Source organism: Mycolicibacter algericus DSM 45454 (genome assembly GCF_002086455.1).
In the GTDB taxonomy this organism is placed as follows: Bacteria; Actinomycetota; Actinomycetes; order Mycobacteriales; family Mycobacteriaceae; genus Mycobacterium; species Mycobacterium algericum.
In genome coordinates this window covers 332,216-353,516 of sequence record NZ_MVHC01000001.1, presented here as the reverse complement: position 1 = coordinate 353,516, position 21,301 = coordinate 332,216, and the positions used below count along the sequence as shown (strand labels likewise).

Sequence of the window (21,301 nt, the reverse complement as noted above, 5' to 3'; positions counted from 1 at the left end):
TTCGCAGCCGTCGTTCACCGCCCCGCGATCGGTTACCCGCGCGGGCGGGGGGCGAACCTCAGCTGCCGGCGGTCAGGCCGCGGGTGGCGGGCCCCTCCAGCAGCGTGCCGTCGGGTGCGAAGCGCGAGCCGTGCAGCGGGCACTCCCACGCCCGATCGGCGTCGTTCCAGGTGACGATGCCACCGAGGTGCGGGCAGACCGGCGAGAGGCGGTGCTCGACGCCGTCCACCCGGCAGTGGGCCTGCAGGTGCCACGGCGGTCCGCTGACCACGCCGGCGGCGTCGCCGCCCAGGCCGAGCCGGCCGATGCGGGCCGTCGGGGTGATCCAGCCTTTCGCCAGATTGAAGCCGACTTCCAGGTTGGCCGTCACCGCGGTGGACAGGCCGCGCAACTCGCGGGTGCTCCAACTGGCGAACGCCCGGTCCCAGTCGGGTCGCTGCCCGAGCAGCCGGCCCGCCAACGCCAGCGCGGCGGCCGCCCCGTTGGTCATGCCCCATTTGTTGAAACCCGTTGCCACGTAGATGGTGTCGCTGTCGGGAAGGATGGGGCCGACATAGGGCAGCCCGTCGATGGGCGCGTAGTCCTGCGCTGACCACAGGTGCGTGCGGGTTGCGCCCGGGAAATGCCGGAGCGTCCACGACTCGAGTTCGGCCAGCCCGTCGCCGGGATACTTGGCGCGGCCGACGGTGTGTCCCGCCCCGCCGACCAGCAGGCGCTCGGAGCCGTCGGTCGGGGCGTAGCGCAGCGACCGCGTCGGTGAATCGGTGGAGATCATCATCGGGCGGGGGATCTCGCCCGGCACGTCGAACGCCATACAGTATGACCGGCTGGGCTTGACTCGGGCGAAGTAGCCGCCGCGGTCCAGAATCGGGATCCCGGTGGCGAGCACCAGTTGGGCGGCCCGCAGTTCGGCGTGCCCCCGCGGGCCGTCGACATTCAGTCGCAGGCCGCCGCGTCCGCCGGAAACATGTTGCAGCCGAGTGTGTTCCACCAGCTGGCCGCCGGCGGCGAGCAGTTCGGCGCGCAGCGCGTCCAAGAACTGCATCGGGTCGAACTGCGCCTGCCCTTCCAGCCGTACCCCGCCGTGATACGGGAACGGCACATCGGCCCGCGGCTCCCAGGTCACCGGTAGTCCCAGTGCGCGGCAGGCGTCGTACTCGGCGCGCGCCGCGCCCACCCCGTGGCCGGACTGGGCGTAGCTGTAAGCATCCTCGCGCTGCACCGCGACGCCGGCCGTCGCGCAGAACGACAGCAGCCAGTCCTGGCCGGCGCGGTTGCCTTCCAGATACCCACCGGCCCGCTGCTTACCCTGCTTGGCCGAGATGGTCGAGAGCTGGGTGGCTTGCAGCAGGCTGATCTTGGCGGTGGTGTTGCCGGTCGCGCAGGAGCCGACCGTCCGCGCCTCCAGGACCAGCACCTCCCGGCCGGCCCGGGCCAGCAGCACCGCGGTCATCAGCCCGGTGATACCGGCGCCCGCCACCACGACGTCGGCGCGGTCGGGGAGATCCGCCGCGGTGTCGGAGGCCGGTGAGGTGGTGATCCGGTCGGCAAGCCACAACGAGGTCATGGCCGATCAGTTACCCGGTAGCACGGCGGCGAAACGTATCGCCGCAACGAGCAGCGGGTTTCGGCCGTGCTGCGCTGGGTATGCGATCGGACGAATCGGCAGCCGTACCCGGAGGGACAGCCATGGACGCACTGACGTTTCTACGTGCCGACCACGAAAGCGTGTTGGGCATGTTGGAGGTGCTCGACGGTGCGCCGCAGGGCGATGGGGCGCGGGAGAGCGGGCTGTCGACCATGGTCACCAATCTGGTGATCGCCGAATCCCAGCACGAGGCCGTAGAAGAACAGCTGTTCTGGCCGGCGGTCCGGGCGGCACTCGAGGACGGCGATCACTTGGCGGACCACGCCATCGCCCAGGAGGAGGCCGGCAAGACGCTGCTGCAGCTGCTTGAGGACGGCGCGCCCGGCGAGCCCGAATATCACCGTGCGCTGGACGAATTCGTGGTGGTGGTCCGAGAGCATATCGAATACGAAGAGAACGTGGTGTGGCCGCGGTTCAAGTCGGCGGTCAGCGCGCAACAGCTCGAGCAGTTGGGCGACAGGCTGCAGACGGCCAAGAAGATCGCACCCACCCGGCCGCACCCCAACGCCCCGTCGGGCGGGTTGGCGCAGAACACCATGGGTGTTGCTGCCGCCGCCGTCGACCAGCTGCGCGATCGGTTGAGCGGCCGGGCGGCCGATAACCCGCCCGACGCACCCAAGAGCTGAGCGCGGTCAATCCGGCGGCTCCTCCGGGGAGCCGCGCTTGCGCGCTTCGCGCGCCCTGGTTTCGGTGTCGTATTCCTCGGCGGCCTTCGCATCGAGTCGGTCGACGGTGTCTTCCAAAGACTCCCCGTGCTCGGGCTGTTGGTCATCGCGCTGTGTCATCGGGGCGGCTTCGCGCTTACCCTGTCGCGCGGTGCTGTTCGTGAGTGAACGGCTTGTCGGCGCCGACCGCGGGGCTACCGTCGGGATTGTCCTGCGGGCCGCGGTTCTGCCGCAGCGAACCGCCGAGCCAATCCCGGCTCGGGCTCTTGACGTACTCCCACTGCAGGCCGTCGGGCCACGGCCCCCGGCCCTGGTTCCAGGGTCCGCGGCTGGCCTCACCTTCGGACATGTTGAACGCCACGTTCTGGAAGCGCTCGTCGCCGGGTGCCTGGCCGGGCGGGAAGTTGGCCGGAAGCTCGTTGAGGGCCGCGGTGAACTGCTGGAAGTGGGCGACCTCGCGGGTCATCAGGAAGGTCAAGGTGTCCTGCACGCCGGGGTCGTCGGTGAACTGCTTGAGGTATTCGTAGACGATTTTGGCCCGCGACTCGGCGGCGAGATTGCTGCGCAGGTCCACCGAGGGGTCGCCGTTGGCGTTGATGTAGCCGCCGGTCCAAGGCGAACCCGCGGCATTGCTGACGTGCGGGCCACCGCCGCTCTCCACGAAGTGCAGCGGATTGAGTGCCACCTGGTGGATGAGCTGCTCGCGGCCGTCGCGGCTGGCCACCGCCGGCATCCAGTCGCAGCGTTCGTTGGCGTTCTTCAGGTCGTCGTTGAGCCCGTCGAGCAGCATGGTGATCAGATTGCCGACCATCTCCAGGTGGCTGAACTCTTCGGTGGCGATGTCCATGAACAGGTCGTACATCTTGGGGTTCTTGCGCCGCAGCATGAATGCCTGGGTGAAGTACTGCATCGCCGCCTTCAGTTCGCCGTTCTCCCCACCGAATTGCTCCTGCAACAGACCGGCGAACCGTGGGTCGGGCCGCTCGACCCGGACTTCGAACTGCATCTCTTTGTTGTGAACGAACATGGTGGCTCCCTCGGCCAACGACGGATCTCGGATGCCCGCGGCGTACCCGCAACGACCGTCGCCAAACATTCGCTCGACGTCGGTCCCGAGCGCGTTTGTGCCGCGGTGTGCGCGGGTAGCCCGGCGATGTTCGCCGGAGACGGATGTTCGCGAGAGACGACGGAGGCGATCCGCATGCGGGCAGTGACATGGCAGGGCAAACGCAAGGTCCAGGTCGACACCGTGCCCGACCCGGTGATCGAGAAATCGACCGACGCCGTCATCGAGGTGACGACCACCAACATCTGCGGCTCGGACCTGCACCTCTACGAGGTGCTCGGCGCGTTCATGGACCCCGGCGACATCCTGGGCCACGAACCGATGGGCGTCGTGGCCGAGGTCGGCAGCGCGGTCACCAACCTCAAGGCCGGCGATCGGGTGGTCATCCCGTTCCAGATCGCCTGCGGGCATTGCAGTATGTGTCGCCGCAGCCTGCCGACCCAATGCGACACCACCCGGGTGCGCGAGCAGGACACCGGCGCCGCACTGTTCGGCTACTCCAAGCTCTACGGCCAGGTTCCCGGCGGGCAGGCGCAGTACCTGCGGGTGCCGCAGGCGTCCTACACCCACATCAAAGTGCCAGAAGGGCCCCCGGATTCGCGGTTCGTGTACCTGTCCGACGTGCTGCCCACCGCGATGCAGGCGGTGGACTACGCCGAGATTCCCGAGGGCGGGTCGGTGACGGTGCTGGGACTCGGGCCGATCGGCGACATGGCGGCCCGCATCGCCGCGCACCAGGGGGTCAGGGTGATCGGCGTGGATCTGGTGCCCGAACGGCTGGGCCGGCTGGCGCGCCGCGGCATCGAAACCATCGACCTGCGTGAGGCATCCGATCTCGGCGAGGTGATCCGCGACCGCACCGACGGACGGGGGACCGACGCGGTGATCGACGCCGTCGGCATGGAGGCGCACGGCTCCGGCGGCGCCAAGGCGGTGCAGCAACTCAGCTCGCTGCTGCCCGACGCGGTCGCCGGGCCGCTGATCAGCAAGGCCGGTATCGACCGGCTCGCAGCGCTGTACTCGGCGATCGACATCGTGCGCCGCGGCGGCACCATCTCGATCATCGGCGTCTACGGCGGCAAGCTGGATCCGCTGCCGATGTTCACCCTGTTCGACAAGCAGGTCACGCTGCGGATGGGGCAGGCCAACGTCAAACCGCGGGTCGAGCGGTTGATGCCGCTGCTCACCGACGCCGACCCGCTGGGCGTCGACACCTTCGCCACCCACGAGCTGCCGATGGAGGAGGCGCCGCGCGCCTACGAGATCTTCCAGGAGAAGCGCGAGGGCGCGGTGAAGATCCTGCTCAAGCCTTAGCGCTCAATCCGCTCGAGCCGGCGCCGGTCAACAGGTGCGCGGACTCGAACAACAGGGCATGCGCGAACGCCTGCGGCAGGTTGCCGCGCAGCTGACGTTGCCCGACGTCGAACTCCTCGGTGAGCAGCCCGGGCGGGCCGCACGCGGTGCGGCCACGCTCGAACCACTGCAGCGCCGCAAGATCGTTGCCCTGCTGGTGGTCTGCCAATGCCATGGCGAAGTTGCACAACAGGAACGCGCCTTCGGCCTCGCCGAGGCCGCGCCGGTCGGGGCGGTAGCGGTAGACGAAGCCATCACGGGTCAGCTCTCGGCGCACCGCCGCCAGCGTCGCCAGCGTGCGGGCATCATCGGCCGGGACGGCCCCCCGCAGCCCCGGCAGCAGCAGCGCCGCGTCGATGCCCGGATCACCGGGTGCGCGTTGCCATCTGCCGTCGCGGTGCAGACAGTCGTCGCCGGCGTCACTGACCAGCTTGTCGGCCAGCCGCTGCCAGCGGGCGCCTTCGGCCGGCGACGCCACACCGGCGATGCGGCGCAGCCCCGCCGCGCAGATCAGCCGGGAATGCGCCCAGCGGCGGTTGCCGAGCTCCCAAACTCCGGCATCGGGTTCACCGCAACGGTTTTCGATCGCATCCACCAGGATGTGCACCGCAGCCCAATGGGTGCTGTCCAACCGATCCAGTCGCGCGGCAGCGGCCAGCAGCAGCAGTATCTCCCCGAACGTGTCGAGCTGGAACTGGTCACCGACCCGGTTGCCGGTCCGGGCGGCAGCGCCGGGGTAGCCGGGCAGGTGATCCAGATCGTGTTCGGGCGGGGGCGCGCCTGCGTCGACGCAGTAGGCCGGCCGCAGGTCGGGCCCGTCGGCCAACACCCGCTCGGAGACGAACCGGACGGCGTCATCGAGCAACGGGTACGCCCCGGCGACGGCGATCGCCTGCCCGGTGTAGCACTGGTCGCGGATCCAGCAGTAGCGATAGTCGAAATTGCGCCCGGCGCGCGCCCGCTCCGGCAACGACATCGTGGCCGCCGCCACCATCCCGCCGCCGGTGCTGGTCAAGCCGCGCAGCACCGCGTACGCCTGCCGGACATCGACGTCGGCGAGTGTGCCGGTGAACTCCGGAACCGCTTGCCGCCAACTGCTTTCGGTGACGTGCCAGGCCTGTGCGGCGTCGGCCGGCCGGTCCGGCAGTTCGCGCTCGGACAGTTCGAGCACCAGGTCGTGATCGTGACCCGGGGCGACGTCGACCACCATGCGCAGCGACCCGTCGGCAGCCCGATGGGCGCCCCCGGCGCCCGTCCACCGGAACCGGTGCGGCCCGGACCGCCCGGTCCACACCCCGTCGCAGCAGGACAGCCCTGCCATGGCGGTGGTGCCGAAGTCGGCCCGGACGTGCAGTGCCACCTGCATTCGCACCGGCCGGTCGAGTGCGGTGATGCGACGCAGCACCACCGCCGTGTGCGGGTCGCCGGGGAAGGCCAGTGCCTCGCGGCACTCGACGATGCCGTCGATGGTGACCCAGCGGGATCGCCAGATCAGCGACCGCTCCTCGTACTGGCCGCCCCACACGTAGCGCCGCTGCGGGGTCACGGCGTATACCCCGTCGCCGCCGAGCAGCGAACTGAACACCGCCGGACTGTCCCACCGGGGCAGGCACATCCAGCAGAAGTCACCGCGCGGCCCGACCACGATCCCGCGCTCGCCGTCGGCGATCAGCGCGTACTGGCGCAGCACCTGCGGCGGGAACCGCTCCAGCAGCGATTGCCCGTCATCCATCAGCGGTGCATACCCACCGTCCGGGGCCGGTAGTCGGGTAGCTCTCGACCCGCCGAATCAGGCGATGCGGAACCGTTCGAGATCGGCGTCTTTGACGGTCAACCCGTGCCCGGGAGCACTGCGATCCGGACGCAGCACGCCATCGGGTCCCGGGTCGATGGTCCCGTCGAACGCCAACCGCTCGATGCGAACGTGATCGTGGAAGTACTCCAGGTGCCGCAGCTGCCAGATCGCGGTGCCGACCTGGCCGCTGATCTGCGGGGCGCAGTGCAGCGACAGCTCCATGCCGCGCGCGTCGCACAGCGCGGCGACTTTGAGCACCCCGGTGATACCCAACGCGCGGGTGACGTCGGCCTGCAGGCAATCCACCGCCTGCGCGTCGAGCATGTGCTGAAAATACGGCAGGTGGTAGCCGTATTCACCGGCGGCGATGTCCATCCCGCCCGGGCCTTGGACGCACAGCGCATGCAGGCCCGCCAGGTCGTCGGAGGGCACCGGTTCTTCCAGCCAGCGCACGTCGCACTCGGCGAAGCGTTGCGCCCACAGCAGCGCCTGCTTGCGGGCATAGGCCCCGTTCGCGTCGACGAACAAGGAGGTGTCGTCGCCGATCGCCGCTCGAGCGGCCCGCACCCGGCCCCGGTCGGCCTCCGGGTCGCGTCCCACTTTCATCTTCACCCGCGGGATCCCGGCTTCCACCCAGCCGCACAACTGGGCGCACAACGTGTCGTTGTCATACGAGGTGAACCCACCGCTGCCGTAGACCGGGGTGCCGTCGTGTACCGCGCCCAGCGCGATGGTCAGGGGCTCGTCGAGCAGCCGGGACCGCAGATCCCACAGCGCGATGTCGACCGCCGAGATCGCCTCGGCGACCACGCCCGGCTTACCCAGGTTGCGCACCGCGTGCTGCATGTCGGCCCAGCGGGCCGGCGGTTGCAGCGCGTCGCGCTGCTTGATGACGCCGGCCAGTTCGGCCTCGACCACCGTGGCCACCGCCGTGCCGCCGTAGGTGTAGCCGGTGCCGACCTGTCCACCGGCGGTCACCGTGACCAGAACCAGGGTGGTCGAATCCCAGGCGAAGGTGCCGTCGGATTCGGGGGCGTCGGTGGGAATCGAGTAGGCCGTGGCTTCGACGGACTCGACCGGGATGGCCGCACTGGCACGCGGACTCATGTCCGGCTGACTACCCGCAACATGCGGCCGGTATGCGCGCAGTCCGGCAGCGTTGATCTCAAAACGGCTGATCTGGAACGGGTTCGGGTGGCACGATGCGCTGCACGGCGAAGTCCGCCGCGAGTGCCGTCATCCCGTTCGTCGCGTAGGCGGCGTGCGCGGCGCCGTCGGCGCCCGCCGAGCAGACCGGGTCGCCGGGCGCGCACAACTCGATCGTCTTGGCGGCATAGCCGGGCCCGACCGTCAGCGGCGGCGCGCCCAGCGAGTGCAGGAACTCCGTCGACGGTCTGCCCAGCAGTGCGACGGCCGCGACCCGGTCGGCCGCCTCCGGTCCGGGCGGCGGCGGGAACCCGTCGGCGGCCGGCGCCGGTTCGGTGAGGTAGCCGATGAGCGCCGCGCCCCGGGAATACCCCCCGAGCACCAGCGCGGTGTCGGGGCAGCCCGCCGCCATGTCGGTGATGTGGCCGGCGGCGTCGGCCACCCCGGCGACGGTCGGGCCGAATTCGGGCACGGCGGGAAAGTCGACCGGGTGGACGCCCACCGAACGGCCGCCGAGGCGCCACCGCAGCGCGTCGATGAACTGCTGGCCCATCCATCCGACGCCGGGCGGTTCGGCGGTGCCGCGGGCGAACACCACCTCGACCTCCGGGCAGCCGAACGCGGCCGCCTCCCCGGCGGGCCAGCACGGCAGCACGCAGCCGCACAGGCAGGCCGCGGCGAGTATCCGACTAATCACAGCAATTTCTCCGATACCCACAGCGCCTTGTCGGCAAACCGTGGTTTAGCTCGGCTCAAAACGGCAAGCCTACGTCGGTACCGTCACCGACGGGACCTTAGCCGAAGGGGATAAATCAATGATCACAACGTCTTTGACCAGGCTCGCTGCCGCCGCCGGCGGAGCGGCGCTGGCGCTGTCCGCCGCGGGCGTTGCTGCCGCGGACCCGGCGCAGGATCCGGCGGTGAGCACCACCTGCAGCTACTCCCAGGTGGTGGCGGCGATGAACGCGCAATCACCGGAGACCGCAGCACAATTCAATGCCACACCGATGGCGCAGACCTTCCTGCAGGACTTCCTCGCCTCGCCTCCGCCGCAGCGTGAGCAGATGCTGCAGCAGGCCCAGGGCGTGCCCGAGGCGGCGCAATTCGTCAACCTGGTCGGCCCCATCGCCAAAACCTGTAACAAGTACTGAGTAATGGCTCAATCGACCGGAGCCGGTAACGCCATCGCCGATGCGGCCAAACGGGAAGCCGACGCCTACCGCGGCGACGACCCGCGGCCGCTGGGGGGGATACGCGCTGGTGTTGCTGGTGTACGGCGGGTTGGTCGCGGCGGTAACCGTGGCCGCCGCGGCCACCGGCCGCCGGTTGCCGCAACGGTGGGCGGCCGGCGACCTGCTGACGGTGACCCTCGGCGCTCACAAACTGTCCCGCACGCTCACCAAGGACGCGGTGACCAGCCCGCTGCGGGCGCCGTTCGCCCACTATGCGGGCACCGGGGGCCCCGCCGAGGTGATGGAGGAGACCCGCCATTCCAGTCAGCTGCGCCACAGCCTCGGCGAGTTGTTGACCTGCCCGTTCTGCCTGGACATGTGGGCGGTCACCGCGTTCGTGGCCGGGCTGGTGTTCGCACCGCGGTTCACCCGGCTGGTCGCCGGCACGTTCACCGCGCTGGCCGGCGCGGATTTCCTGCAATTGGCCTACGCGAAGGCGCAGCAGATCGCGCAGGAGTGAGACCGGAGTGAGTCCATGTGCGGTATCGCGTTCAACCTGCCCCGGGTGGTGACGCTGGCCGCCGATGTCGCGCTGCTGGGACTGGCGGGCGTCCACGGCGACCTGTTGGCGACGTCGGCGAGTCCGCCCGGATACTTCGCGGTGTACTGCGTCGCGATGATCGTCGGCTGCCTCGCCGCCGCAGCCATCACCTGGATCGACGTCGATGACGTGGTGCCGGCGCTGGGGTGGCTGGCCGGCAGCGTCAGCTGCGGCGCATTCGTGATCGGCTACCTGGTCAGCCGGTTTGTCAGCCTGCCCGGTCTGCCGACGGTGACCGGGCGGTGGGATCTGGCGCCCGGCAGCGTGGCGCTGGCCTGCGCGGGCGGTTTCCTCGCGCTGCACCTGTCGGTGCTGTCCGGGGTCAACGTCGCCTTCGGGCAGGGGAGGGCCTGGTACGACTGATGCTCGACTTTCCGGCGTGGCTGCGCGTCGAGCACTGGCTCAACGTGCTGTTCCTGACGCTGCTGATACGCAGTGGCATCGAGATCCTGTCCACCCATCCGAAGCTCTACCGGCACGACGACAGCGCACCAGGGACCGAGTGGGCGCGGTTCACCCGCAAGGTCATGCCCACCGACAAGCTCTACGACACCTTGGATGAGGAGGAGGACTACCACCCGGTGATCGCGCTGCCCGGACATGCCCAACTGGGCATGGGGCGGCACTGGCACTTCTTCGCGGTGATCGGCTGGATTCTGGTCGGACTGTCGTACTACATCCTGCTTTTCGCGACCGGACAGTGGCACCGCTATTGGCCGTACTCCTGGTCGATCTTCGCCGACGCGTGGAACGACATCGTCACCTATCTCAGTTTCAACCTGCCGCCGCTGCTGCCCGGCGAGCCGCTGGACGCCATCCAGAAGCTCACCTACGCCGCGGTGATATTCCTGCTGGCGCCGTTCCAGATCCTCACCGGCGCGGCGCAGTCACCGGCGATCGAGGCGCGCTTCCCCCGCTACGTCAGGCTGTTCGGTGGCCGGCAGTCCGCCCGCAGCCTGCATTTCCTCGGTCTGGCCGCGTTCGGGGTGTTCATCGTGATCCACCTGACGATGCTGTTCTGCTGGGGGTGGGGCCGGCTCAGCGCATTGATGATCTTCGGGTCGGTCCGCAACACCTACTGGGCGACCGCACTGTCCCTGTTGATCGTCGCGGCGATCGTGGCGGTGCACATCGCGGCGACGCTGTGGAGCCTGCGCAGCCCGGCCTCGGTGCGCCGGGTGCTCGGCGCGGTGATCGCCGTGCCGCGCCGGGGCCTGTTGCGCCGGTTGGATTCTCGGCAGGACTATCCGGCGCGGATGATCTCCGCCCAGCACCGGGTCAACGGCAAACCGCCGACCGCTGAGAACTACAAGGTGATGGCGGTGCACAACTTCGTCGATTGGCGCCTGCGGGTCGGTGGGCTGGTGGAGCAACCGGCGACGCTGGATCTGGCCGGCCTGCGCGCCCTGGCCGCGCCGCAGACCCAGCGGGTGCTGCACAACTGCGTGCAGGGCTGGTCGTCCATCGGCGAATGGACCGGCGTGCCACTGGGCGCGCTGGTGGATTTGGTGCGACCGTTGCCGCAGGCCCGCTACATCTGCTTTATGACCATGCAGGACAACAGCACCGACGAGCCCAGCGCGCACGGCGGCGGACAGTTCTACGAGGTGTTCGACCTGAAGCTGGCCCACAAACCGCAGATGCTGCTGGCGTATGCGATGAACGGCCGGCCGCTGCCGATCAAACACGGTGCGCCGCTGCGGTTGCGCGCCGAGACGCAGGTGGGGTTCAAGATGGCCAAGTGGATCAACCAGATCGAGTTCGTCGACGACTATGCCCACATCGGGAAGGGACGGGGCGGATGGCGGGAGGACAACGTCTACTACAGCATGGACGGGGAGATCTAGCCGTGACCACCGATACCGCCGCCCGCCCCGAGTTGACCGACCTCGAAGCCGCGGCCCGCGAACGGGTGTCGGGCCTGCTACGGGTGCGCGGCGGACACTGCGCGGCCTGCGGTGGCACCGAGTTCGAGGTGGGGCAGGCGCTGTACCTGGGGTTTCTGTTTCTCGACGAGGACGACGACGCCTACCTGGTCGCGCTGAACTGCCGCAACCCGTCATGCTCGCAGCCGCGGACCGCGATCCGGTTGCGGCGCAAGGAATTTCTCGATTAGCCGACGACCGCGGCGTCAGTCAGGCGGGCAGGTCCGGGCGGGCGAGGTCGAACCGCTCCACCAGGTCGGCCACGCTGCGCAACTCATCGCACACCGCCGCGACACGGCGCTCGGCGTCGTCGTCGAGCAGGCCGCGGTCGTGGTAGTACGCCAGCCGGCGCAGTCGCCCGGCCAGCGCGGTGCCCCACCGGATACTCAGGTCGTAGATGTGCCAATCGTGCACCTGGGCGCGTTGCCCCAGTTCCCGCAACGCGCGCACCTGCTCGGTGAGCACCGCGACATCGTCGTCGATGCGGATCCGCTCGATCGAGCTCACGTGGACCTCCCGTCGTCACAGCCGGGGTTTGGCGACACTGGCCACGACCGGCTGACCCCGCAGGGTCAGATAGACGCGGTCGGGTCCGATCGCCATGCCGGACAGAGGGGCGGACCGGGCCGGCCCGGACGGTAGACCGGCCCGGTAGTCGATGACACGCAGCACCGGGATGCTGCCGTGTGGATAGCCGGTGAACGGCGCCGACTCGAACACCGTCACGGCGGTGTCGGTGGCGGCATACACCCGGTTGTCGTCGGAACCCAGATAGCGGATCGGCGAGGACACCGGCGAGCGGCCGATCTCCTGCAAACCGTGTCCGCCGCGGGCGGATTCGACCGCGTAGAGCGTGTCGCCACGGCTGTCGGTGAGATAGATCCGGCTCGCCGCGGTGCCGTCACCGGCGGCCGCCATGACGGCGGTGTGGAAGCGGCCGCGGGGCTCCGGCGGCGATGACGTCCCCTTGTAGTGGGAGATTCCGTGCGGTCCCCAGACGTGGAATTCGATGGCACGCCCGCGGTTGGCGCCGTCGACGACGCCGGTGGCGCCGGCGGCCACCCGGGCGGCGGGCAGTTGGCGCAGCCCGTGCTCCTCGACCGGGGTCACCGTCGCTCCGTCGGCGGACAGCGCCAGCAGCACCCGCATGCCCGAATCCTCGGACAGGTAGGCCGGTGCCGGTCCGGCGTCGATGTCGCCGATCTGCTGCAGGCCGGCCAGCTCGATCGCCGCGACCCGGTTACGCCCCGGCTGGGGTACGAACACGGTCCGGTCGTCGGCGCGGCTGATCTGCACGTTGCGCCCGGCGTGCAGCGGCGCCGACAACCGGGTGGTGGCCGCGCCGGGCTGGTCGGGATTGTCGACCGCGGCCAGTCGCCCGTCGTCGGTGAGCGCGATCAGCGAGTCGGTCCGATAGGACCACACCGGGTCGCGCAGCGGTGTCTGCACCGGCACGGCGGCGGCAACGGGCGCGCTCTGCAGCGACTGCCCCGGCAGCGAACAGCCGGCGCAGACCAGCACACCGACAGCCGCAGCGCCGTACCACCCCCGCCATATCATTCCGGCGGGGTACCCCCGTCACCCGCCGGCTACACCGCGCCGTTTGTGCGGGTGGGGCATCGGGTATGGGATGTCCAGCACAAAAAGGGCATGAGCTGCCCGAAAGGCCCGAAGAAGGGAAGGGGGAGGTCGATGTCCGGATCGCGAGAGGGGCGCCGCGTCGCATTTCTGGTGGCGCCCGAGGGTGTGGAGCAGGTCGAGTTGACCGAGCCGTGGCGCGCGGTCGCCAAGGCGGGGGCGTCCCCGGTGCTGGTGTCGACGACCACCGGACCGGTTCAGGCGTTCAACCACCTGGACCGCGCCGACCAATTCGACGCGGACCGGGTGGTCGACGATGTCTCGGCGGATGACTTCGATGCGCTGGTGCTGCCCGGCGGGGTGGCCAACCCCGACCAGTTGCGCACCAACCATCGTGCGGTCGCGTTCGTGCGGGAGTTCTTCGATGCTGGCAAGCCGGTCGCCGTCATCTGCCACGGCCCGTGGACCCTGGTGGAGGCCGGCGTGGTGGCCGGGCGGCGACTCACGTCGTGGCCGAGCCTGCGCACCGACATCGTCAACGCCGGCGGCCAGTGGGTGGACGAACAGTTGGTGCGCTGCGACGGCGGCCCGTCGATCCTGCTGTCGAGCCGCAAGCCCGACGACCTGCCGGCCTTCTGCGACGCGTTGGTCAGCGAGCTGGAATCGCGGAAGGTGGCGCTGTGACCGGAGAACCGATGCCGGTACCGGTCCAGACCGACAACCATCGCGCTCGGCTCTGGGTCAACTGGGTGACGGCGCTGTTGACCGCCGCCGGGGCCGCCCTGGTGATGGTGGTCGCGACAGGGGCGGTGATGAGCACCGCCGCCTGCAGCACCACTGAGTGCCCCGACCTGGGCCCGAGCGGCGTGGTGTTCGGCATCTTCTATTACGGTGCGCCGGTCATCGCCGCGCTGGCCATCCTGATCTCGTTCTGGACCGCGGGCCGGCGGCGCGGATTCCTGGTCCCGCTGGCCGGCTGGGTGCTGTTGGGCCTCGACCTGCTGGCGCTGGTGATCGCCTTCCGGCGCTAGCAGCGGCGTCCGGTTACCCGATGATCGTCGTGGGTATGCCTAGCCGATATGGCCGAGATGGATCACCGCCGGGCACCCGTGCTGGAAGCCCTGGCCGACTATCACCGCAAGGACCGATACGGCTTCAGCCCGCCGGGACACCGCCAAGGCCGCGGTGCCGATCAGTCGGTGCGTGATGTGCTGGGGGACGACCTGTTCCGCGCCGACGTGCTGGCCCGCGGCGGGCTGGACGACTGGCAGGCGCGCGGCGAGGTGCTGACCGGCGCCGAGCAGCTGATGGCCGACGCGGTCGGCGCCGAGATGGCGTTCTTCTCCACCTGCGGCAGTTCGCTTTCCGTTCGCGCGGCGATGATGGCGGTGGCGGGCGGCTCATCCGGTGGGCTGCTGCTGCCGCGCGACAGCCACAAGTCGATCGTGGGCGGGTTGATCTTCTCCGGCATCCAGCCGCGCTGGATCACCCCGCGCTGGGACGCCGAGCGACATTTCAGCCACCCGCCGTCACCCGAACGGGTCGCCGGGGCGTGGGAGGAACATCCCGATGCCGCCGGCGCGCTGATCGTCAGCCCGTCGCCCTACGGCACCTGTGCGGACCTGGCCGCCATCGCCGAGATCTGTCACCGGCGCGGCAAGCCGCTGATCGTCGACGAAGCCTGGGGCGCGCACCTGCCCTTCCACGACGGCCTGCCGACCTGGGCGATGGACGCCGGCGCCGACGTCTGCGTGGTCAGCGTGCACAAGATGGGCGCCGGGTTCGAGCAGGGCTCGGTGTACCACATCCAGGGCGATCTCATCGACCGCGAGCGGCTCACCGCCTGCGCCGACCTGTTGATGACCACCAGCCCGAGTGTGCCGATCTACGCGGCGCTGGACGGCTGGCGGCGCCAGATGGTGCAGCACGGACACGAGATGCTAAACGCCGCACTGGCCTTGGCGCGTGACGTGCGTGCGCGCATCGACGAGCTGCCCGACGTCGAGGTGCTCGACGATGTGCTGCTGGGTGCCGAAGCCTCCCACGACCTGGACCGGCTGCAGGTGCTGGTGGACGTCGCGGCGACCGGCACGTCGGGGTATCAGGCCAGGGACTGGCTGCGCGAACAGCGCTGCCTGGACGTGGGATTGGCCGACCACCGTCGCATCCTGGCCACCATGTCGTTTGCCGACGACCGCGCCAGCACCGACCGGCTGCTGGATGCGCTGAGCGGGTGGCGCGCCGCCGCAACGTCTTTCGATCCCGCGGCGCCGGTCCGGCTGCCCTCGCCCGAGGAGATGCAACTGGAGAGCGTGGCACTGCCCCGCGACGCGTTCTTCGGCCCCACCGAGATGGTCGCCGCAGCACAGGCCGCCGGCCGTATCGCGGCCGAACAGCTCACGCCGTATCCGCCCGGCGTGCCGGCCGTGGTGCCCGGCGAACGACTCGACACCGCCGTCATCGACTATCTGCGGTCCGGCCTGGCGGCCGGCATGGCGTTGCCCGACGCCGCCGACCCCTCCCTCGAACACATCCGGGTGGTGGCCTGAGGGTTTACCCTTCCCGAGCCGGGGTAATCGGTAGCCATGACACAGACGTCGCTGCACACTCCGGTCGACGTGGTCGATTTCCTGACCGGCCAACACGACCGGATCAAGACGCTCTTCGACGAGACGTTGCGGGCCGCCGGTGGCGAGCGCGAGGAGTCGTTCGTCCGGTTGCGTCGGCTGCTGGCCGTGCACGAGACCGCCGAAGAGGAGATCGTGCACCCGCGGGCCGCCCATGAACTCGACAACGGCCGCGAGCTGGTCAAGGCGCGGCTGGCCGAGGAGAAGCAGGCCAAGACGGCCCTGAGCGAGCTGGAGGACGTCGACGTCGATTCGGAGTTCTTCACCGAGAAGCTACGGGAGCTGCGCGACGACGTCATCGAACATGCCGGCCACGAGGAGCGCGACGAGTTCGCCGGGCTGCGTGCCGAACTCGGTGACACCGAACTGCAGTTGCTGGAGCGGGCGGTCAAGCTCGCCGAGGCGATCGCGCCGACCAGGCCGCACCCGGGAGTCGAGAGCGCACCGGCCAATGCGTTCGTGGGGCCGTTCGCCTCGATGGTGGATCGCGCCCGCGACGCGATTCTGGGGTACGACTCATGATCGGACTCGGTCTGCTGCTGCTGATCATCGGGCTGGTGTTCGACGTGTACGTGCTGTGGGCGATCGGGATCGTGCTGTTGGTGATCGGCGTGGTGTTCTGGGTGCTGGGGGCGGTCGGCCGGCCGGTCGGCGGCAGGCGTTACTGGTACTGATCGCGCTGGCCGGCCGGGCCGTCCCGAGTGTCAGACCTGGCCGCCGGCACCCAACGTGCGCTGCATGTCCGGCTTCATCGCGACCAGCTGCGCGTTCCAGTAACCCCAGCTGTGTACCCCGTTGGTGTCGAGGTTGAAGGTCGCGTTGTGCCCGCCCGCGCCGGTGTAGGCGTCCCGAAAAGCGTTGTTGCTCTGCATGACCACCTGCTCGATCACCTGTCCCGGCAGGCTGCCTTCGCCGATCTCCGACGGGGTGCCGTTGCCGCTGTAGACCCACAGCCGGGTATTGGCGCCCGCCAGTCGTCCGGCCTGGACCGTCGGATCGTTGCGCTGCCAACCCGCACTGCCGGTCGGTCCCCACATGTCCTGCGGGTTGAAGCCGCCCTCGTCGTTCATCGCCATGCCGATCAGCATCGGGCCGTTGCCGCTGGACGGGGTCAATAGCGCTGAAAGCGATGCGGCGTAAGCGAATTGCTGCGGATGATAGGCCGCCAGGATCAGCGCCGACGATCCGGACATCGAAACGCCCACCACCGCGTTGCGGGTCGAGCGCACGCCCCGCCCGGCGAGGAAGCCCGGCAGCTCACTGGTCAGAAATGTCTCCCACTTGTAGGTCTGGCCATTGGCCGACCCGTACCAGTCGGTGTAGAAGCTGGAACGTCCGCCGACCGGCGCCACCACCGAGATCCCGGACCCGCTGTACTCGTTGAACGCCGGCGTCTCGATGTCCCAGCCGCTGCGGTCCTCGCGGGCCCGCAGACCGTCGAGCAGGTAGACCGCCGGCGCGCCACCGCCCTGGAATTCGACGGTGATGTTGTGGCCCATGCTCGGCGATGGCACCGAGAGGAATTCCGGAGCGGCGGCGCCGGCCGGCGTGGCCGCTCCCAGGCCGATCAGTCCCGGCAGCAATGCCGCCGCCGCGGCGGCGTGCGTGACCTTGCGCCGACGCGTCGTGTAGTTCCACATTTGTTTCTCCCCTTTCGCATACACCCGAGAGCCAACGCCGGCCGGCCGGGTGCGCGAGAGGGGAGAGATCGACACTGGGCCCGTGAGGCTTTGGTTTTGTCATCGCTCGGCGTCATGAGACGCCGCGGATGGTTGCCCTACAGTCTGAAGACACCACACCTAACCTTCTTGTCTTAACAAAGTGGGAGGCCGTTGTCCAGAGCGGGGCGCGGAAGAAAAAATTGAGATTCGCGGTTTGAGCCGGAGCCGCGGTGGGCACCTACACCGACATGTCCGCGCTTGGCTTCCGTTATCGCATCGGCCCGCTGGCGATGGCAGCATCTGCCGCCGGTGCCGCAATCCTTTTCACCCCCGGCGTGCCCGCCGCGAACGCCCAGCCGTGCCCCGATACCGAGTTGGTGTTCGCCCGCGGAACCGGTGAGCCGCCCGGCGTCGGACCGACCGGACAGGCATTCGTCAACGCGCTGAGCACGCGGCTGGCCCCCAACCCGTTGTCGGTCTACGCGGTCGACTACCCGGCCAACGACCAGTGGGACACCGGCGTCGACGGCATCCGGGACGCGGGTGCGCACGTGGTCTCGCGGGCCACCTCCTGCCCGCGCACCAAGATGGTGCTCGGCGGCTATTCGCAGGGCGCCGCGGTGATGGGCTTCGTCACCTCGGCGCAGGTGCCCGACGGTGTCGACCCGGCGACGGTGCCCAAGCCGCTGGATCCCGATATCGCCGAACACGTCGCCGCGGTCGTGCTTTTCGCGATGCCCAACGAGCGGGCGATGAGGTTCCTCAAGGAACCCACGATCGCGATCGGTCCGTCCTACCAGGCCAAGACCTTGCAGGTCTGCGCGCCGGAGGATGCGGTCTGCTCCGAGGGGCTGAGCTTCGCCGCGCACGACAGCTACGCCGGCGACGACGCAACGATGGTCGAGCAGGGGGCCGACTTCGCCGCTCGCCGGCTGCAGAGCCGGCTGGGATAGACCCTGGCCGGGCGTAGCCGCCGCCGGCGCTGGCGGCGCAACCAGATCCGGGTCGCCGATCCCGCGGATGTTCGCCGCTCCATCCAGGGCACCGCCATCGGCAACTTCATGGAGTGGTACGACTTCGGCGTCTACGGCTACCTCGCCACCACGATCGCGCGGGTGTTCTACCCCGGTGCCGGCAGCCTGATCGGCGCCTTCGCCACACTGGCCGCGGCGTTCGCGATGCGCCCGCTGGGCGGGCTGGTCTTCGGCCCGCTCGGCGACCGGATCGGGCGCAAACGGGTACTGGTCGCCACCTTGGTGCTGATGACGCTCGGCACCACCGCCACCGGCCTGCTGCCCGGCTATCGCGCTATCGGTGTGGCGGCGCCCATCCTGCTCGTCGCGACCCGGATGGTGCAGGGCTTCTCGGCGGGCGGCGAGTACGTCGGCGCGATGGTCTATGTCGGCGAACAGGCCCCGGACAGCAAGCGGGGCATGATGGCCGGATTCCTGCCGCTGAGTTCGCAGGCCGGTTACGTCGTCGCCGGCGCGCTGGTGACCGGACTGCGGACCTGGCTCTCCGATGAGGCCATGCTCAGCTGGGGATGGCGAATCCCGTTGCTGCTCAGCGCCCCACTCGGGCTGGCCGCGCTGTATCTGCGGCTGCGCCTCGACGAGTCACCGGCGTTCCGGCAGGCCGGCGGCGGCCGCGGCGATGGCTCCGGTGACGACGACTCGGCCGCGGCTCAGCTGCGTCGCACCACCAGGCAGTGGCGGCCGCTGGCGCTGTGCGTCGCCTTGGTGCTGACCTACAACGTGACCGATTACCTGCTCACCGGGTATCTGCCCAGCTACCTGCAGACCTCCGCCCGGATCCCGTACCCCGGCGGGCTGCTGCTGATCGTGCTGACACTGCTGGTGATGATGGCCACCGTGGTGCCGATGGCGCGATTGTCCGATCACATCGGCGTCAAGCCGGTGCTCTGGGCGGGAACCATCATGCTGGTGGCGCTGTCGGTCCCGGCGTTCATGCTGATCCGCTCCGCCGGCAGTTACCTGGTGGCCTTCGCCCGGGTGGTGTTGATCGGGGCGATGCTGCTCTGCTTCGACGCCACCCTGCCGGCGACGCTGCCGGCACTGTTTCCCACCCGGGTGCGTTACGGGGCGCTGGCCATCGGCTTCAACCTGTCGGTGTCGGCGTTCGGCGGCACCACGCCGCTGGCCGCCGAGGCCCTGGTGTCGCGCACCGGCAATCCGATGGCCCCGGCCTACCTGCTGATCGCGGCCGGTGTGATCGGCGCGCTGGCGCTGGTCTTCACCCCCGAGGTGGCAGGCCGGCGACTACCCGGCTCGGGGCCCGCGGTCGAGAGCGAAGCGCGGGCCCGCGAGCTGGTCGAGGGCAGAGACTAGTGGACGCGGCGCAGTCCCGGCACGGCGGCGAGGGCCTCGGCTACCGAGGATGTCGTCGGCAACGCGTTGTCGGGGTCGCAGATCCGTAGCAGCCGGCTGACCGCCGGCCCCGGCACCGTGGTGCAGTAGGTCACGGTGTCGGCGCACCGGGCAACGATGTCGCGCAGCGCTGAGAAACCCGCAGTGCCAATGAATTCCAAGTCACTGAGGTCCAGCACCAGCCATTGGCACGAGACCGCGCAATGGTGCACGTAGTCGGCCAGTTGGCCGGCGTTCGCGGCGTCGAGCTCACCGTTCACGCTGATCACCGCGCCGGCACGCCCCCAGCGGGTGACCGACCGGGCGGTGTGGCTCTCCCAGGTGTCGGATGTCGGAACGGAATCTATTCGAGGTGCCGGGAACACCGGCTCGGCCACTTTCAGAGCGGACATTTGATCACTCCATCAGTCGAAACTCGTACTGTGGGATCGCGTCGATGCGAGTTACACCTTCACGGACGAGATGAGAAACAGGGAGTGTGCCTCCCTGGTCTGCGTGCTTGACGCGTCTTCCGGGTGGCTGTGAACTCAACCTGTCCACGAACCTACGCTGATCCCCGCCACTATGCAACGGATTGGTAACGGTGCTGCGCTGATTCCTGGCGAATTGCCTTGCAGCAAACCGCTTCGGGGACCCTTTCGACGTTTAGAGCCGAGGACCGCGGGTAACAAGCGGTTATGGCGTTTCCGCTGACCACCCGGCGTTCGGTGCTCGTCTGGCACGTGCACGGCTCCTGGATGGACTCGTTCGTCGCCGGCCGGCACCGCTATCTCATTCCGGTCGACGTTCCGCATGATCCCGACGGTCGCGGGCTGTGCGGGCGCGACTGGCCGCGGGCCGTGGAGGTCCCGCTGGGCGACTTGCGCGACCAGGACGTCGACCTGGTGGTGCTGCAGCGCCCGCACGAGCTGGAGTTGGCTGCTCGGCTGCTGGGCCGCCGGCCCGGTATCGATGTTCCCGCGGTCTACGTCGAGCACAACACGCCGCGGCCGTTCGTGGTGGAGAGCCTGCATCCGATCGCCGACCGCGACGACATCCCGCTGATCCACGTCACCGACTTCAACCGGCTGATGTGGGACAACGGCCGTGCCCCCACCGCGGTGATCGACCACGGGATCGCCGATCCGGGCCACCTGTACACCGGTGACATCGCCGCGGCGGGCGCTATGATCAACGAACCGGTGCGGCGGTGGCGCACGGTGGGCGCCGACCTGCTGGGCGCGTTCGGGCAGTCGGCGCCGGTCGACGTCTGGGGGATCGGCACCGAAGAACTCAACGACCCGGCTCATCGCTGCGCCGGCGTCACCGGTCACGGCGACCTGCGAACCGCTCCGCTGATGAAGGAACTGGCGCATCGGCGCGTCTACCTGCACACCGCGCGCTGGACATCGCTGGGATTATCGCTGTTGGAGGCCATGTTCCTGGGCATGCCGGTGGTGGCGGTGGCGTCGACCATGGCACCGCTGGTGGTCCCCCCCGAGGCCGGCGTCGTGAGCGCCGACGTGGACACCTTGCGGACGGCGTTGCGCGGGCTGGTCGCCGACCGCTACCTGGCCGAGGTGGTCGGCAAGGCGGCCCGCGACCATGCCCGGGACCATTTCGGGCTCGAGAGATTCCTGCGGGAGTGGGATCGGGTCATCGAAGCGCAGTGCACGGCGGGGCCGTGACTACCGGGGG

24 protein-coding genes and 1 pseudogene are annotated in these 21,301 nt (G+C 69.5%); 15 read left to right on the top strand and 10 right to left on the bottom strand.

The annotated features are described in order from the left end of the window. Positions 1–58 precede the first annotated feature (58 nt). Positions 59–1,567 (bottom strand): FAD-dependent oxidoreductase, encoded by a 1,509-nt coding sequence (locus BST10_RS01725; protein ID WP_083036055.1) that lies wholly within the window; start codon positions 1,565–1,567, stop codon positions 59–61. A gap of 122 nt (positions 1,568–1,689) precedes the next feature. Here BST10_RS01725 and BST10_RS01720 point away from each other — a divergent pair, with 122 nt between their 5' ends. Beyond that, positions 1,690–2,274 (top strand): hemerythrin domain-containing protein, encoded by a 585-nt coding sequence (locus tag BST10_RS01720; RefSeq protein WP_083036053.1) that lies wholly within the window; start codon positions 1,690–1,692, stop codon positions 2,272–2,274. A gap of 6 nt (positions 2,275–2,280) precedes the next feature. Here the strand turns inward: BST10_RS01720 and BST10_RS23140 are convergent, their stop codons facing one another. After that, complete coding sequence (locus tag BST10_RS23140) at positions 2,281–2,433, bottom strand: hypothetical protein (RefSeq protein ID WP_165757162.1); 153 nt, start codon at positions 2,431–2,433, stop codon at positions 2,281–2,283. Positions 2,434–2,449: 16 nt separating this feature from the next. Next, positions 2,450–3,340 carry a manganese catalase family protein gene (locus BST10_RS01715; protein ID WP_083036160.1) on the bottom strand — a complete coding sequence of 297 codons (891 nt, stop codon included), beginning with the start codon at positions 3,338–3,340 and terminating at the stop codon, positions 2,450–2,452. Between the two features lie 174 nt (positions 3,341–3,514). Between BST10_RS01715 and BST10_RS01710 the strand changes: the two genes are divergently transcribed. Then, positions 3,515–4,693 (top strand): zinc-dependent alcohol dehydrogenase, encoded by a 1,179-nt coding sequence (locus BST10_RS01710; RefSeq protein WP_083036051.1) that lies wholly within the window; start codon positions 3,515–3,517, stop codon positions 4,691–4,693. Here the strand turns inward: BST10_RS01710 and BST10_RS01705 are convergent. From BST10_RS01705 to BST10_RS01695, 3 genes are read right to left on the bottom strand one after another with little or no spacing between them, the layout of a single operon-like run. Continuing rightward, on the bottom strand, positions 4,683–6,464 hold the full coding sequence (locus BST10_RS01705) for a glycoside hydrolase family 15 protein (protein ID WP_083036049.1): 1,782 nt from the start codon (positions 6,462–6,464) through the stop codon (positions 4,683–4,685). The genes BST10_RS01710 and BST10_RS01705 overlap by 11 nt on opposite strands. A 57-nt stretch (positions 6,465–6,521) precedes the next feature. Beyond that, on the bottom strand, positions 6,522–7,634 hold the full coding sequence (locus tag BST10_RS01700; protein ID WP_083036047.1) for an enolase C-terminal domain-like protein: 1,113 nt from the start codon (positions 7,632–7,634) through the stop codon (positions 6,522–6,524). A 58-nt stretch (positions 7,635–7,692) separates the two neighbouring features. Beyond that, positions 7,693–8,370, bottom strand: coding sequence for a cutinase family protein (locus BST10_RS01695; RefSeq protein ID WP_013830026.1), 678 nt, complete (start codon positions 8,368–8,370; stop codon positions 7,693–7,695). Positions 8,371–8,488: 118 nt separating this feature from the next. Here BST10_RS01695 and BST10_RS01690 point away from each other — a divergent pair, with 118 nt between their 5' ends. The 5 genes and pseudogenes from BST10_RS01690 to BST10_RS01670 all read left to right on the top strand — a co-directional run bounded on the left by BST10_RS01690 (position 8,489) and on the right by BST10_RS01670 (position 11,562). Beyond that, positions 8,489–8,824, top strand: a complete 336-nt coding sequence (locus tag BST10_RS01690; RefSeq protein WP_013830025.1) for a hemophore-related protein — start codon at positions 8,489–8,491, stop codon at positions 8,822–8,824. 3 nt (positions 8,825–8,827) lie between these two features. Beyond that, positions 8,828–9,365: pseudogene (locus BST10_RS01685) on the top strand (DUF1360 domain-containing protein). Between the two features lie 15 nt (positions 9,366–9,380). After that, complete coding sequence (locus BST10_RS01680) at positions 9,381–9,809, top strand: oxidoreductase (protein ID WP_083036045.1); 429 nt, start codon at positions 9,381–9,383, stop codon at positions 9,807–9,809. Beyond that, positions 9,809–11,293, top strand: coding sequence for a molybdopterin-dependent oxidoreductase (locus BST10_RS01675; RefSeq protein ID WP_083036043.1), 1,485 nt, complete (start codon positions 9,809–9,811; stop codon positions 11,291–11,293). Before BST10_RS01680 ends, BST10_RS01675 begins: the two co-directional genes overlap by 1 nt. Before the next feature lie 2 nt (positions 11,294–11,295). Next, positions 11,296–11,562 (top strand): hypothetical protein, encoded by a 267-nt coding sequence (locus BST10_RS01670; protein WP_109559352.1) that lies wholly within the window; start codon positions 11,296–11,298, stop codon positions 11,560–11,562. Positions 11,563–11,581: 19 nt separating this feature from the next. Here BST10_RS01670 and BST10_RS01665 read toward each other — a convergent pair whose 3' ends face one another. Together BST10_RS01665 and BST10_RS01660 are read right to left on the bottom strand one after the other, a co-directional pair. Then, positions 11,582–11,878, bottom strand: a complete 297-nt coding sequence (locus BST10_RS01665; protein WP_013830020.1) for a hypothetical protein — start codon at positions 11,876–11,878, stop codon at positions 11,582–11,584. Positions 11,879–11,893: 15 nt separating this feature from the next. Then, the gene (locus BST10_RS01660; RefSeq protein WP_083036039.1) at positions 11,894–12,931 is read right to left on the bottom strand and encodes a hypothetical protein; all 1,038 of its coding nucleotides are present in this window, start codon (positions 12,929–12,931) and stop codon (positions 11,894–11,896) included. Positions 12,932–13,063: 132 nt separating this feature from the next. Here BST10_RS01660 and BST10_RS01655 point away from each other — a divergent pair, with 132 nt between their 5' ends. From BST10_RS01655 to BST10_RS23135, 5 genes are read left to right on the top strand one after another with little or no spacing between them, the layout of a single operon-like run. Continuing rightward, positions 13,064–13,633: a type 1 glutamine amidotransferase domain-containing protein gene (locus tag BST10_RS01655; RefSeq protein ID WP_041318497.1), complete on the top strand. Its 570-nt coding sequence runs from the start codon at positions 13,064–13,066 to the stop codon at positions 13,631–13,633. Continuing rightward, positions 13,630–13,980 (top strand): hypothetical protein, encoded by a 351-nt coding sequence (locus tag BST10_RS01650; protein WP_083036038.1) that lies wholly within the window; start codon positions 13,630–13,632, stop codon positions 13,978–13,980. Before BST10_RS01655 ends, BST10_RS01650 begins: the two co-directional genes overlap by 4 nt. A 57-nt stretch (positions 13,981–14,037) precedes the next feature. After that, positions 14,038–15,498, top strand: a complete 1,461-nt coding sequence (locus BST10_RS01645; RefSeq protein ID WP_083036158.1) for an aminotransferase class I/II-fold pyridoxal phosphate-dependent enzyme — start codon at positions 14,038–14,040, stop codon at positions 15,496–15,498. Positions 15,499–15,534: 36 nt separating this feature from the next. Next, entirely contained in the window at positions 15,535–16,098 is a 564-nt protein-coding gene (locus BST10_RS01640; RefSeq protein ID WP_083036035.1) for a hemerythrin domain-containing protein, read from the top strand. Next, the gene (locus BST10_RS23135; protein ID WP_013830014.1) at positions 16,095–16,250 is read left to right on the top strand and encodes a hypothetical protein; all 156 of its coding nucleotides are present in this window, start codon (positions 16,095–16,097) and stop codon (positions 16,248–16,250) included. The genes BST10_RS01640 and BST10_RS23135 overlap by 4 nt, the downstream gene beginning before the upstream one ends. 30 nt (positions 16,251–16,280) lie before the next feature. Here BST10_RS23135 and BST10_RS01635 read toward each other — a convergent pair whose 3' ends face one another. Continuing rightward, a complete protein-coding gene (locus BST10_RS01635) occupies positions 16,281–17,216 on the bottom strand; it encodes an esterase family protein (RefSeq protein ID WP_083036033.1) in 936 nt (311 codons plus the stop codon). A gap of 311 nt (positions 17,217–17,527) precedes the next feature. Between BST10_RS01635 and BST10_RS01630 the strand changes: the two genes are divergently transcribed. Beyond that, a complete protein-coding gene (locus tag BST10_RS01630; protein ID WP_205277482.1) occupies positions 17,528–18,190 on the top strand; it encodes a cutinase family protein in 663 nt (220 codons plus the stop codon). A gap of 108 nt (positions 18,191–18,298) precedes the next feature. Next, positions 18,299–19,585, top strand: a complete 1,287-nt coding sequence (locus BST10_RS01625; RefSeq protein ID WP_235673634.1) for an MFS transporter — start codon at positions 18,299–18,301, stop codon at positions 19,583–19,585. Here the strand turns inward: BST10_RS01625 and BST10_RS01620 are convergent. Next, positions 19,582–20,016 (bottom strand): STAS domain-containing protein, encoded by a 435-nt coding sequence (locus BST10_RS01620; RefSeq protein ID WP_235673633.1) that lies wholly within the window; start codon positions 20,014–20,016, stop codon positions 19,582–19,584. The genes BST10_RS01625 and BST10_RS01620 overlap by 4 nt on opposite strands. 285 nt (positions 20,017–20,301) lie before the next feature. Between BST10_RS01620 and BST10_RS01615 the strand changes: the two genes are divergently transcribed. Beyond that, positions 20,302–21,291, top strand: a complete 990-nt coding sequence (locus tag BST10_RS01615) for a glycosyltransferase (protein WP_083036029.1) — start codon at positions 20,302–20,304, stop codon at positions 21,289–21,291. Positions 21,292–21,301: the final 10 nt, after the last annotated feature.